Below are 13,189 nucleotides of genomic sequence, written 5' to 3'. Positions count from 1 at the left end.
GCGGCGGTCACCGTTTCCACTTCTTGAAAGAGTCGATGACCATGCCGTTCGTGATCTTGCCCTGCCAGTCGTAGTAGCTGGAGGCGAGCAGGTCGTTCAGGATCTCCAGACTCGGGCCACGCTGGTCCGACGAAGCCCAGGCCATGATCGTCCAGGTGGCCGCCACCGGGATTCCGTAGCTCTTGACGATGGCATTGATTCGAGTCTTCACGTCGTTCTTCTGTGCTCCGCGAAGAGAAGTGTGCTGCGCCCAGACTTCGACGGCTATCCAGTCGCCGGAGGTGATCCAGCCCAACAGGAAAAGCGGGCCGGAACGCTTGTCATGTTTCACACCGGCCAGGTCATAGCCGCCCTGCGGTCGCCGAACGCGGTCGAGCTCTGCCTGCACCTGCCCGATCACGCTGCTGTCGGTGTTCTCGTACAACTCCAGGAGAAGCCGGCCGGGATCGATCAAGCCGTCCCGCACGTAGTCCGGAACTTCGATCTGCTCCGCATCCGGAAATTGGAACGCGACATTACTGGAGAACAATCCCACGGACCCCTACCCCCAACGACGAACTTCGCGGCGCCCAGCCCCTGCCTGCACTATCGGCCCGGCACCACTGTGCGTTACCGAGGTGCGCGCTTGAGGCGGATGCGGTCGGGGTGGGTGTAGACGTTCATGGAGCCGTTGCGGATGAAGCCGGCCAAGGTGAGCCCGGATTCGTCGGCTAGGTCTACGGCCAACGAGGACGGGGCGGAGACGGCGCCTAGCATCGGGATGCCGGCCATGACGGCTTTTTGGGCGAGTTCGAAGGACGTGCGGCCAGAGACGATCAGGATGTGACCGCGGGCCGGGATCAAGCCGCCTAGCAGGGCCCAGCCGATGACTTTGTCGACGGCGTTGTGGCGGCCGACGTCTTCGCGGACGACGAGGAGTTCGCCGGTGGCGGTGAAGAGTCCTGCGGCGTGCAGGCCGCCGGTGCGGTCGAAGACTTGCTGCCTTGCGCGCAACGCATCCGGGAGGCCGACGAGGACGTCGTACGGGACGCGGACCTGGTCGTCGGCCGGGGAGTAGCGCGTTTTCAGGCGTACGGCGTCCAGCGAGGCCTTACCGCAGACGCCGCAGGATGAGGTGGTGTAGAAGTTGCGCTCGACACCGGTCACCGGCGCTGGCACACCGGGCGCGAGGCCGACGTCGAGGACGTTGTAGGTGTTGCGGCCTTCGTCGTCGCGTGAGTCGCAGTACCTCGCGTCGCGGATGTCGTCGACGCTGCCGATCACGCCTTCGGTGTGCAGGAATCCGTGGGCCAGCTCGACGTCGTGACCGGGCGTGCGCATCGTGACTGCGAGCGGTTTGCCGTCGACGCGGAGCTCAAGTGGTTCCTCGACGGCGATCGAGTCCGGCCGGGTCCGGTCGCCGTTCGGTCCGAGCCGCAGTACCGGACGACGTGCGATCAGACGCCCCATGGTCGCGCTCCCGGATCGAGTGGCAGCAGGCGGGCGGCGATCGCCTCCGCCGGACCGGGATCCACCACGGCAAGCGCGTCCGCCGCGGCCACCCCACGCAGCATCGCGGAACCACCATGTCCCACCGGTACGGCGCCTTGTCCGGTGACGCGGACGGGGACGAGCCGGGTACTGCGCGGATGGCAAGCCAGCCCACCTGGTACCGGCGCAACCGTCAACGCAGGAAGGGGAAGGCCGCGCATCCGCAAGATCGCCGCGACCCCCAAGGTGAGGAAGGCCGTCAACGCGGCGAAGGGGTTGCCAGGCAGGCCGAGAATCAGCCGTCCGTCGTCGAAGCGGGCGAGGGCCTGCGGATGACCGGGCCGGCAGGCGACGCCGTCGACGATCAGCTCCGCACCGAGTGCCGACAGCGCCGGCCGTAAGTGATCCGCCGGGCCTGACGCCGACGAGCCGGACACCATGATGAGGTCCGCGTCCGCTGACACCAGCGCATCAATGAGCTCGTTGCGCGAGTCAGGCAGATGCCCCACCGGCGCAGCCTGAGCACCTGCTCGCGTGATGAGCCCCGGCAGCATCGGGCCGATCGCGTCACGCACCCGACCCGGTCCCGAGGCGCCACTTCTGACCAGCTCATCACCCGTCACGAAGGCAGCGACGCGAGGCTGCGGGATCACGGTCAGCCGGTTCAGTCCGAGCGACGCAGCGAGCCCGAGCATGGGCGGATCCACCACCACTCCAGCGGGCAGCAATACCTCACCCGCCGTACATTCCTCACCAGCACGCCTGATATGCCGCCCTGGCTCACTCGGCCCCTGCAGTAATTCTCCAACCAGTACGGCATCCTCGTCGCGCATCACGGAAGTCGCGCCCCTCGGCACCGCGGCACCGGTCGTAATGCTGCACGCTTCACCACCAGTCAACGCGACGGATTCCGAGCAGCTCACCCCCACCTGCCCCACGACTCGCCACGGTCCAGCACCAGAAACGGCGTACCCATCCATCGCCGACCGATCCACCGGCGGCACCGCAACCGGCGAAACAAGCGGACCCGCCAGCACAAGGCCACCAGCGTCACTCAAAGCGTTGGACGCTGGCTTGAGCGGTGCGCCGGCCGCATGCGACAGCTGCCGGGCAACGTCCCAAGGCAGCCCGGCGGTTCCGGCGGTACCGATGGACAGGAGGTGTCCGGCAGAGTCGCCCCCTGGCTCGCTCTCCTGAGCGTCAAGCGCCGCGGACCCGGGCAACACCTCCTGTTCTTCGGTACCTCTGGTCACTTGTAGGCCGCCTGGAGCTGCTGGGCGGCCAGGGCTGCTGTTGGGTCTAGGTCTTCGGCGCCGGCTTCGACGTGCGCGATCAGGGCCTTCTTCATCCGCGGGTCCCAGGCGATCTTCAGGTGGTTGGCGATCGCGGCTGCGGCGTCGGCCGGGGCGCGGTGGGCGAACTGGGCCGCGATCTCGTTCGCCAGCCGCACGTACGGCGGGAGCGTGCTACTCATCGGGCACCGACCGACTCTCGTTCGGCGGTGGTCGTGGTCGGCTGGGTCAGCAGGTCGACCTGTACGGCGGTGACCTTGTACTCCGGGCAGTTCGTCGCCCAGTCCGAGTTGTCCGTGGTGATCACGTTCGCCCCGGTCACCGGGTGGTGGAACGTGGTGTAGCAGACCCCGACCGGCATCCGGTCGGACAGCTTCGCCCGCAGCGTGGTTCGCCCGACCCTGCTGGACAGCGCGACCGTGTCGCCGTTCTCGATGCCCCGGACTTCGGCGTCGTGCGGGTGCAGTTCGAGGATGTCCTCGGGATGCCAGGCGACGTTCGCCGTCCGCCGGGTCTGCGCGCCGACGTTGTACTGCGACAGGATCCGCCCGGTGGTCAGGATCAACGGGAACTTCCGGGTCGACCGCTCGCTGGTCGGCACGTACACGGTCTCCATGAACCTGCCTTTGCCCCGGGTGAACTCGTCCTCGTGCATGATCGGCGTCCCGTCCGGGTGCTCGAGGTTGCACGGCCACTGGATCGAGCCGACCTCGTCCAGCTTCCGGAACGATACCCCCATGAAGGTGGGGGTGGTGAGGGCTATCTCATCCATGATCTGGGCGGCCGAGTCGTAGTGCATCGGGTAGCCCATCTGCTGGGCGATCTCGCAGACGATCTGCCACTCCTGCTTCCCGGTCTGCGGCGCCATCACCGGGCGGACCCGGTTGATCCGGCGCTCGGCGTTGGTGAAGGTGCCGTCCTTCTCCAGGAACGACGTACCCGGTAGCAACACGTGGGCGAACTTCGCCGTCTCGTTGACGAACAAGTCTTGTACGACGAGAAGGTCCAGCGCACCGAGTGCGGCGAACACGTGCTGGGTGTTCGGGTCGGACTGGGCGATGTCCTCGCCTTGGACGAACAGCGCCCGGAAGGAGCCGTCGATCGCGGCGTCGAACATGTTCGGGATCCGCAGGCCGGGCTCGTTCAGCAGCGGCGTACCCCAGAGCTGCTCGTAGACCTCGCGGACACCGTCGTCCGAGACGTGCCGGTAGCCGGGCAACTCGTGCGGGAACGAGCCCATGTCGCAGGAGCCCTGGACGTTGTTCTGGCCGCGCAACGGGTTGACGCCGACACCGCGCCGGCCGATGTTGCCGGTCGCCATCGCGAGGTTCGCCATCCCCATCACCATCGTCGAGCCCTGGCTGTGCTCGGTGACGCCGAGACCGTAGTAGATCGCGGCGTTGCCGCCGGTCGCGTACAGCCGGGCCGCGGCTCGGAGCTCTTCAGCCGGTACGCCGGTGATGTCGGCGACCGCCTCCGGGCTGTGCTCGGGCTGGGCGATGAACGATGCCCAGGTGTCGAAGTCCTCACAGCGATTGTCGACAAAAGGACGATCGATCAGGTCCTCGGTGACCACGACGTGGGCGAACGCGTTGATCACCGCGACGTTCGTGCCCGGGGCCAGTTGCAGGTGGTGCGCGGCCTCGATGTGCGGCGAGCGGACCAGGTCGATCCGGCGCGGGTCGGCGACGATCAGCTTGGCGCCCTGGCGGAGCCGCTTCTTCATCCGGGACGCGAACACCGGGTGCCCGTCGGTCGGGTTGGCGCCGATCACCAGGATCACGTCGGCTTCCTCGACCGACTTGAAGTCCTGGGTGCCGGCCGACTCGCCGAAGGTCTGCTTCAACCCGTACCCGGTCGGTGAGTGGCAGACCCGGGCGCAGGTGTCGACGTTGTTGTTGCCGAAGACGGCGCGGACCATCTTCTGGACGGCGTACACCTCTTCGTTGGTCGTCCGCGACGAGGTGATCGCGCCGATCGAACCTTGGCCGTGCTCAGCCTGGATCTCCCGCAGCCGGCGCGCGGTGAAGCCGATCGCCTCCTCCCAGGAGACCTTCCGCCACTCGTCCGCGATCGTGTCCCGCACCATCGGCTCGAGCACCCGGTCCGGGTGACTCGCGTACCCGAAGGCGAACCGGCCCTTCACGCACGAGTGGCCCTCGTTCGCGCCGCCGTTCTTGTACGGCACCATCCGGACCAGCTCGTCACCACGTAGCTCGGCCTTGAACGAGCAGCCGACACCGCAGTACGCACACGTCGTGATGACCGACCGCGTCGGCATGCCGAGCTCGATGACCGACTTCTCCTGCAGGGTCGCGGTCGGGCAGGCCTGCACACACGCGCCACACGACACGCAGTCCGACTCCATGAAGGAAACGCCCGCACCTGCGGCGACCTTGGAGTCGAAACCACGACCCTCGATCGTCAGCGCGAGAGTTCCCTGTACTTCGTCACACGCCCGAACGCACCGGGAGCACGCGATGCACTTCGACTCGTCGAAGTTGAAGTACGGGTTGGAGGTGTCGGTCGGTGCGTCCAGGTGATTGGCGCCGGCGTCGACACCGGAGCCGTAACGGACCTCGCGCAGACCCGTGACACCGGCCATGTCCTGCAGTTCGCAGTCGCCGTTGGCCGAGCAGGTCAGGCAGTCGAGCGGGTGGTCGGAGATGTACAGCTCCATCACGCCACGACGCAGTTTGCCGAGCCGCTCGTTCTGGGTCCGGACCACCATCCCGTCCGCGACCGGCGTCGTACACGAGGCCGGCGTACCGCGGACGCCGTCGATCTCGACAACGCACAACCGGCAGGAACCGAAGGCCTCGAGACTGTCGGTCGCGCACAGCTTGGGGATGTCCAGCCCGGCCTCCTTGGCCGCGCGCATCACCGACGTACCCGGTGGAACGGTGACGTTCACGCCGTCGACAGTTATCGAGACAGTGGCCGCGCCCGGGCGGGCCGGCGTACCGAAATCGGGTTCCTTGAGCATGCTCATCCACGTCCTCGCTTCGCTCCGGGCGCGGATGAGACTCGAGGGGGGCTGTGTTTGATGATGAACTCGCTTCGCTCGTTCATTTGCTGAAGTCCTCTCCGAAGTGGCGGACGGCACTGCGGACCGGCATGGGCGTCAGCCCACCCATCGCGCAGAGCGAGCCGTCGGTCATCAACTCGCACAGGTCGTCGAGCAGCACGAGGTTCTTCTGCCGGTCGTCACCGGCCACGATCCGGTCGATCGTCTCCACGCCGCGGACCGCGCCGACCCGGCACGGCGTGCACTTTCCACACGACTCGGCCGCGCAGAACTCGAACGCGAACCGCGCCATCGCGGCCATGTCCACGCTCTCGTCGAACACCACGATCCCGCCGTGCCCGACCATCGCGCCGGCAGCGGCGAACGCCTCGTAGTCCATCGGCAGGTCGAACTGCTCGACCGGGAGATAGGCACCGAGCGGTCCGCCGACCTGTACGGCGCGCACCGGCCGACCGGACGACGTACCGCCGCCGAAGTCGTTCACCAGCTCGCCGAGCGTGATTCCGAAGGCCGTTTCCACGATGCCGCCGCGAGCGACGTTGCCGCCGAGCTGGAACACGCTGGTACCCAGTGATCGACCGGTCCCGTACGACGCGTAGGCCTCGGCACCGTTGGCGAGAATCGTCGGAACCGTTGCCAATGACAACACGTTGTTCACCACGGTCGGACGGCCGAAAAGCCCTTCCAGAGCAGGGATCGGCGGCTTCGCCCGGACCGTCCCACGCTTACCTTCGAGACTCTCCAGCATCGACGTCTCTTCACCGCAGATATACGCGCCGGCACCGACTCTGACATGTAGGTCGAAAGTCATCCCCGAGCCCAGGATGTCCGCACCAAGCCAGCCTTCGGAGCGCGCGATCTCGATCGCCGCCTTCAGCGTCGCGACCGCATCCGGGTACTCCGACCGCAGATAGACGTACCCCTCAGTCGCTCCGACCGCGTACGCCGCGATCGTCATCCCCTCGATCAGCGTGAACGGATCGCCCTCGATCAGCATCCGGTCCGCGAACGTTCCCGAGTCGCCCTCGTCCGCGTTACAGCAAACGAACTTGAGATCGGACGACGCGCCGAGGACGGTCCGCCACTTGATCCCGGTCGGGAACCCGGCGCCGCCGCGGCCCCGCAGCCCGGAGTCGACGACGGTCTCGACCACCTCGGCCGGGGTCATCGACAGCGCCTGCCGTAGCCCGCTGTTCCCGCCGTACGACGTATGGTCCGCTGCGGAGAGTGGATCGATCACCCCGACCCGCGCGAACGTGAGTCGCTGCTGCCGCTTCATCCACGGCAGTTCCTCGACCAGGCCGAGGTACGCCCCGATGTCGCGGACCGCGCCCCGCAGCATCCCGGCCGCGACCAGCCCGTCGACGTCCTCGGGCGCGACCGGCCCGTAGCCGACCCGGCCCTCGGGCGTCTCGATCTCGACCATCGGTTCCAGCCAGAGCATGCCGCGGGAACCAGTGCGAACGACGTCCACCTCACCGCCGACGGCGGCGATCCGCTCGGCCACTTCGTCGGCGCCGACCGATCGTGCGGCGGCGTCCCTCGGGACGTAGACCTTGGTCATCGTGCCTCCCCGAGGATCGCGTCGAGCCGGGCCGGAGTGACCCGTCCGTGCAGCTTGTCGCCGACCTGGACCGCCGGGCCGAGGGCGCAGTTGCCGAAGCAGAACACCTCATCCAGCGTCAGCCGTCCGTCCGCGGTGGTCTCGCCGAAACCACACCCGGTACGGCCCTTGGCGTGCTCGGCCAACGCGACCGCGCCGACCGATCGGCACGCCTCGGCCTGGCAGATCGCCACGGTGGTCCGGCCGGCCGCCGTACGACGGAAGTCCTTGTAGAACGTGACGACGCCATGGACCTCGGCCACGGCGATGTTCAGTACGTCGGCCACGACCGGGATGTCCCCTTGGTCGACGTACTCCAGTTCCTCCTGGATCGCATGCAGAATCGGGATCAGCGCGCCCCGGAGCCCTCGCAACTCGGTGGCTATTTCTCGCACTCGTTGGGCACGCCCGGGAACCGGGACGGAGGCAGTGGCCACGACCTCACTCGTCATGTATACAACATTCCGTGACGCTGATCCCCGGGTCAAAGCAATGCTGCCTATGACCTGATAGGCAGCGTCTATCAAACCAGCGTTGAAAGGCTCGAGGCCGGGCCGTAGATGGCGTTGGGGCGATCTTCCAGGTATGCCCAGTAGCGGTCGCCGAAGGACCAGTGCCACCACTCGGTGGGGTAGTTCACCAGGCCGGCCGCGGTGAGTACGTCGGCCAGCAGGGCGCGATTCGTCCGCGCTTCCCGGCTGACGTTGGTCGCGTCGAAGAAGCACGCGCCGTTGCTCCGCTCGGGCGTCGCGTCGATCGGCGTACCGAGGTCGAGTGGGCCGTGCGCGCCGATCAGCGTCAGGTCGACCGCGGCCCCGGCGACATGCGGTGCGACCTCGACCGGGGAGACGAACCGGCTCGCGAGCACGTGGACGTCGTGATCAGAGATGCCGGGGTGCAGCCGCTCGAGTTCGGCGCGATAGCCGTCGTAGATCTCCTGTTGGCTCTCGATCAGCCGCAGGCCTTCTACGACCTGCAGCCGTACGCCGGCCGGCAGGAATGCGTCGGCCATCGCGAGCCGGTCGGCGACGCTCTCCCGGGCGAACTGCCGGTCCGGCGTCGAGATGCCGCGCGTGAAGAGATCGACCAGCGGTTCACCACTCTCGATCGCCGGGATCCGGGTGATCCGGTCGTCGCTCAGCAGCACGGTCATCCGCGCGCCACCGCCGTACGGAGCAAGGTGTCGACCACCTCGGCGTAGCTCATCCCGGCCGACGCCCACATCCGCGGGAATTGCGACGTCGGCGTGAACCCGGGGAACGTGTTGATCTCGTTGACCACCGGCTCTCCGTCCGTCGTCACGAAGAAGTCCACCCGCGCCAGCCCTTCGCAGCCGAGGACGTCGAAGACCTCGATCGCCGTACGCCGGAGTCGCTCGGCCAGCGCCGGATCCAGCGGCGCCGGTACGACGAAGCGGGTGGCGATGCTGTCGTACTTTGCAGTCGCGTTGAAGAACGGCTGGTCCGGATCACTGTGGATCTCCAACGCCGGTGCCACCTCGACCCGCCCGTCCGGGAACTCCAGCACAGCCAGGTCGATCTCCCGCCCAACCATCTCTTTTTCGACGAGCACATGCGGATCGAGTACGGCGGCCTCCGCGATCGCATGTGACAACGACGGCAGGTTGGTCGCCCGGGCCACACCGAAGCTGGATCCACCGTTGCCGGGTTTCACGAAGACGGGAAAGTCCAGGCCGGCCGCCTTGACCGTCTGCATCGCGGCCTCGGTGTCGGTCAGATCCGATCCGCGCAGCGTGACCCCGGGCGTGACCGCGATGCCGTGAGCCTTGAGGACGGCCTTGGTGAGGTGCTTGTCCAGCCCGACCGCACTGGCTGCCACGCCGCTGCCGACGTACGGAATCTTCAGGTGTTGCAGGAATCCCTGCAGCGTTCCGTCCTCGCCGCCCTCACCGTGCAGGGCCGGGACAGTGACGTCACAGGCCTGCATGATCTCGATCGCCTCGTGCTGACCGTCCACCCAGTTGCCCTCGGCATCGATCACCAACGGGATCGCGGTGTGGCCGAGGAGGGTGATCGCCTGGAGGATGCCGCGACCGCTGGACAGGGACACCTGGTGTTCGGGGCTCGCGCCGCCCATCACGACCGCGACCTTCATCGAGCTGCCTCCTCGTACCGGCGGGGCACCCGGGATCCGATACCGCAGTAGATCTCGTGCGGAATGGTTCCGGCCCAGTCGGCCCAGTCGTCGGCGGTGGGTTCACCCCGCGAGCCGTCGCCGAAGATCGTCACCGGCTCACCCGCATCGACCGGCAGATCGCCGGCATCCACGACGAACTGGTCCATCGCGATCCGCCCGATCACCGGCATCCGGACACCTCGGCACAGCACACTCGCCCGTCCACTGGTGACGCGCGGAATGCCGTCGGCGTACCCGAGCGGGACGAGCGCCACGGTCGTGTCGCGATCCGCGGTGAAGTCATGTCCGTACGAAACCCCTTCGCCTGCGCGGATCCGCCGTACCTGGGCCAGCTTGCTCATCAGCCGCATCGCCGGCCGCAACCCGATGTCCAGCTCGTCGATGCCGTACAGCCCGGCGCCGATCCGGACCAGATCGCAGTCGGGCGCATCCAGGGTGATCGCTCCGGCCGAGTTCGCCAGATGTACGACGCTGGGCCGCAGACCAGCCCGTCGAGCCAGGGCGACGCCGGTGCGGAGCAGTTGCAACTGCCGACGGCTCTGGACCGCATCAGGTGAGTCGCCGTGGGAGAGGTGCGACCAGATGCCGCGGACCGTGAGGGCGCCGAGTGCTTCGCAGTGTGCGGCGGCCCGGGTGAGTTCGATCCACTGATCGGGCGCGCTGCCGGATCGATGCAAGCCCGTGTCGAGCTTCAGATGAACGTGGTGGACCGACGGGTTGGAGACCACGTGCTGCAGTTCGGCGATCGTCGAGACGCTCACGTTCACGTCGACATCGCCGAGCAGCATGAGTTCGGCGGCGTCGTACAGCCAGGTCAGGATCGGCGCGGTCAGCCCGGCGGCGCGCAGTTGCAGCGCCTCGTCGGCGCGGGCGACGCCGAGCCACGTCGCGCCGGCCTCGACGGCCGTACGAGCCACCGGTACGGCGCCGTGGCCGAAGGCGTCCCCCTTGACCACGGCGAGGATGTCCTGTCCGGCGAGCCGGTGGAAGGTGTGAACGTTGTCGCGAATCGCCGAGAGGTCGACCACCGCCTCCGACAGGCCGGCGATCGGCCGGGTGACCGTCCCACAAGCTGCCGGGCGGGGGCGGGACGGGCTCTGGACCAGGTTCATGTCGGTCATTGTTGTTTCCGGCAACCACCGACTTCATCGGTTCGCGGACGGATGTGCCCGGCCCGCGGATACGACCCTGGTATGACACCGGTCATCCAGATGAACGAGATCTCCCCGCCCGGCGAACTTTTCTCCTCCGGTGACCGGGGATACTGGCTGGGTGGAAGCCACGGAACATCTGAAGGCGTCGCTGGTGGCGGCGATCGCACTGGGCAACGCCTTCGGATCCACCTGGCGCCAGGGCCGTCCGGCGACTGAGCCGGACGCGGCCGCTGTCCACGCCGTACTGCGACTGACCACCAACCAGCAGGTCGAGGTCGATGTCGCGGCGTTCGCGCCCGGCGGCAGGCGCCTGTACGACGCTCTCGGCCACCTCCCCGAAGGCGACGTCGACGCGGCGGTTCAGGTGGTGAACGAGCTGCTCAGGGCCACGAAGGCGACCCCACAGCTGACCAGGCAGGAAGGCACGCCGTGGCACCTGCACTTCGGGGATCCGGACGAATCGACCGGATGGATCGCGGAATTTGCCACCGCCACCGCCATGCTGCTCGGCAGCGACGACGTCCATCGCCTGCGCCGGTGCGAGGCGACGCGGTGCGAGGACCTGTTCCTGGACTCGACCCGCAACCGCACGCAGCGGTTCTGCTCAACGGCCTGCCAGAACCGCACCAAGGTCGCCGCCCACCGAGCCCGCAGCGCCTGACCCCTTCGCCGTCACCATGGTTGCTTCCGGCAACCAGCCCAGCTTCCGGTAGAGGTGGACGCCTTCCACCGTTGCCATCAGCAGACCCGACTCGGCGCCGCGCTCGATCGCGCGCCGGCTCAGGGCGCCCATCACCACACTGCCCAGGCCGCGCCGCCGATGCGCCGGATCGGTCTGGATGTCGTGCATCACCACGTCATTGTCGACAATCGACATCATGCCGCGAGCCGCCACCGTGCCGTCGGCCGCGAGCATCCGCACGTACTCGAGCGGCCCGTCCGAGGTGACTTCCAGCTGGTACGACGAGGTCGCAGGCTGAGGGTGATCGCGCAGCTCGATCGACATCAGCATCTTCTGCTCCACGAACGGCGCCAGCCCGGCCTCCGCCAGCCGTCGCGCCACCCCGTCACCGTCCTGCGTGGTCACGGTCAGCCAGACATCCTCGACCGTCCCGGCCGCCAGCCGGTCCACGACCGCGGGCTCGTCCGTCAGTGCGAACAGCTCCCGCTCGCGTCCCGGCAACCGCAGTACGACGGCCAACGCGTCGTCGTACTCGATCACCGGACCCAATCCCCGGCACAGCCGCCAGCCCTCGACCCACCGCCTCAACAGCTCACTCATGGCCCCGAGTGTAACTGCTTAATCGAAAATAGCCAGTTACTGCCGTCCGAGAACGAACGTCTGGATGGCCACGACCGCGGCGCCGCGGGCCCACTCGGTGAAGTCGGCGGGCTGCAGCACCATGGGGAGTTCCGCAGCGGACGGGTGGCGGTCGGCGTGCAGGCCGGCGAGCAGTTCGTCGTGGGCGACCTCGGCGAGCCGGACGCCCTCGCCGCCGAGCACCACCAGTTCGGGCATGGTGAAGTTCGCGGCGGCCGCGATGAGCCGGCCCAGTGCGCGGCCAGCCCTGCTGACCACCGGGTACGCCGCGACGTCACCCTTGGCGGCCAGGTCGAGGCATTCCTCGTAGTCGACCGGCCGGCCGAGCGCGCGGCCGACCTGCTCGGTGATGGCGCCGACGGTCAGCAGGCTCAGTGCGCACCCGTGGTGACCGCGATCGCAGCGCGGCCCGTCCGGAAGCAAGGGGTGATGGCCGATCAGGCCGATGCTCGTGTCGGGGCTGTCGACGGTCCGGTTGTGGATGACGAGGCCGTATCCGACCCCGGCCCCGATCGTCAGCAGCACGAAGCGGTCGGAGCCGCGGCCGGCGCCGAACCAGTGCGTCGCCTCGGTCAGCGCGTTGAGATCGTTCGCGACCACGACGGGGGTGTCGGTGTCGTCGGCGAGAATCTCGCCGAGCGGTACGTCGACCCAGTTCAGGTACGGTCCCCAGCGGACCTCGGACCTGTCCGTCACCCGACCACCCACGGTCACGCCGAGGCCGGTGATCGGGTGCTCCCCGGGCACCTGTACGGCGAGGTCGTCGGCCAGTTCGAGGACGAGCCGGGCCACCGCGGACGGAGTGTGATCGGTCAGCGGGCGCTCGGTGCTCGCGATCACCTCGGCCCGCAGCGTCGTCAGGACGCCGATCGCGGTGTCACCGGTGAGTTTGATGCCGACGAAATGGTGCGCGGCCGGATCGAGGTCGAGCGGCTGTGACGGGCGGCCGACCCGGGCGTCCGTCGGTCCGGCGGTCACCTCGACGAGCAGGCCGGATTCCACCATCGGCTTGGTCAAGCGGGTCAGACTGCCCGGTGACAGCCCCACCCGGCGGGACAGTTCGGCGCGCGACAACGGTCCGTCCAGCAGGATCTCCAGTGCCACCTGCCGTGACGGACCGGTCAACGGTCGCCATTCGCCCACGCGAACAGCGTAACGAGAGTG

The 13,189-nt window shown here is 68.0% G+C and carries 13 protein-coding genes; 1 reads left to right on the top strand and 12 read right to left on the bottom strand.

Annotation, left to right across the window (positions count from 1 at the left end; translation table 11 throughout):
* Positions 1-7: 7 nt before the first annotated feature.
* The 10 genes from V9K99_RS00565 to alr all read right to left on the bottom strand — a co-directional run bounded on the left by V9K99_RS00565 (position 8) and on the right by alr (position 10,662).
* Positions 8-535, bottom strand: a complete 528-nt coding sequence (locus V9K99_RS00565; protein ID WP_337008113.1) for a hypothetical protein — start codon at positions 533-535, stop codon at positions 8-10.
* Between the two features lie 74 nt (positions 536-609).
* On the bottom strand, positions 610-1,449 hold the full coding sequence (gene fdhD / locus V9K99_RS00560) for a formate dehydrogenase accessory sulfurtransferase FdhD (protein WP_337008115.1): 840 nt from the start codon (positions 1,447-1,449) through the stop codon (positions 610-612).
* Positions 1,437-2,696 carry a molybdopterin molybdotransferase MoeA gene (locus V9K99_RS00555; protein WP_337323619.1) on the bottom strand — a complete coding sequence of 420 codons (1,260 nt, stop codon included), beginning with the start codon at positions 2,694-2,696 and terminating at the stop codon, positions 1,437-1,439. The genes fdhD and V9K99_RS00555 overlap by 13 nt, the downstream gene beginning before the upstream one ends.
* Before the next feature lie 23 nt (positions 2,697-2,719).
* Complete coding sequence (locus V9K99_RS00550; RefSeq protein ID WP_337008119.1) at positions 2,720-2,944, bottom strand: formate dehydrogenase subunit delta; 225 nt, start codon at positions 2,942-2,944, stop codon at positions 2,720-2,722.
* Complete coding sequence (fdhF, locus tag V9K99_RS00545; RefSeq protein WP_337008121.1) at positions 2,941-5,754, bottom strand: formate dehydrogenase subunit alpha; 2,814 nt, start codon at positions 5,752-5,754, stop codon at positions 2,941-2,943. Before fdhF ends, V9K99_RS00550 begins: the two co-directional genes overlap by 4 nt.
* Positions 5,755-5,830: 76 nt before the next feature.
* On the bottom strand, positions 5,831-7,354 hold the full coding sequence (locus V9K99_RS00540; RefSeq protein WP_337008123.1) for a formate dehydrogenase beta subunit: 1,524 nt from the start codon (positions 7,352-7,354) through the stop codon (positions 5,831-5,833).
* Positions 7,351-7,845, bottom strand: a complete 495-nt coding sequence (locus V9K99_RS00535) for an NAD(P)H-dependent oxidoreductase subunit E (protein ID WP_337008125.1) — start codon at positions 7,843-7,845, stop codon at positions 7,351-7,353. Before V9K99_RS00535 ends, V9K99_RS00540 begins: the two co-directional genes overlap by 4 nt.
* Before the next feature lie 71 nt (positions 7,846-7,916).
* Entirely contained in the window at positions 7,917-8,546 is a 630-nt protein-coding gene (locus tag V9K99_RS00530; RefSeq protein WP_337008127.1) for a M15 family metallopeptidase, read from the bottom strand.
* On the bottom strand, positions 8,543-9,508 hold the full coding sequence (locus V9K99_RS00525; RefSeq protein WP_337008129.1) for a D-alanine--D-alanine ligase family protein: 966 nt from the start codon (positions 9,506-9,508) through the stop codon (positions 8,543-8,545). The genes V9K99_RS00530 and V9K99_RS00525 overlap by 4 nt, the downstream gene beginning before the upstream one ends.
* Positions 9,505-10,662: an alanine racemase gene (gene alr / locus V9K99_RS00520; RefSeq protein ID WP_337008131.1), complete on the bottom strand. Its 1,158-nt coding sequence runs from the start codon at positions 10,660-10,662 to the stop codon at positions 9,505-9,507. Before alr ends, V9K99_RS00525 begins: the two co-directional genes overlap by 4 nt.
* 160 nt (positions 10,663-10,822) lie before the next feature.
* Here alr and V9K99_RS00515 point away from each other — a divergent pair, with 160 nt between their 5' ends.
* On the top strand, positions 10,823-11,365 hold the full coding sequence (locus V9K99_RS00515) for a CGNR zinc finger domain-containing protein (RefSeq protein ID WP_337008133.1): 543 nt from the start codon (positions 10,823-10,825) through the stop codon (positions 11,363-11,365).
* Here V9K99_RS00515 and V9K99_RS00510 read toward each other — a convergent pair.
* A complete protein-coding gene (locus V9K99_RS00510; protein ID WP_337008135.1) occupies positions 11,309-11,986 on the bottom strand; it encodes a GNAT family N-acetyltransferase in 678 nt (225 codons plus the stop codon). The genes V9K99_RS00515 and V9K99_RS00510 overlap by 57 nt on opposite strands.
* Before the next feature lie 36 nt (positions 11,987-12,022).
* Positions 12,023-13,168, bottom strand: a complete 1,146-nt coding sequence (locus V9K99_RS00505) for an ROK family transcriptional regulator (RefSeq protein WP_337008137.1) — start codon at positions 13,166-13,168, stop codon at positions 12,023-12,025.
* Between the last annotated feature and the right edge of the window lie 21 nt (positions 13,169-13,189).

This window comes from Kribbella sp. CCNWLW201 (assembly GCF_037203805.1).
GTDB lineage: Bacteria > Actinomycetota > Actinomycetes > Propionibacteriales > Kribbellaceae > Kribbella.
Note: the sequence above shows the minus strand (reverse complement) of the source record. Positions and strands in the feature narration are given on the sequence as shown.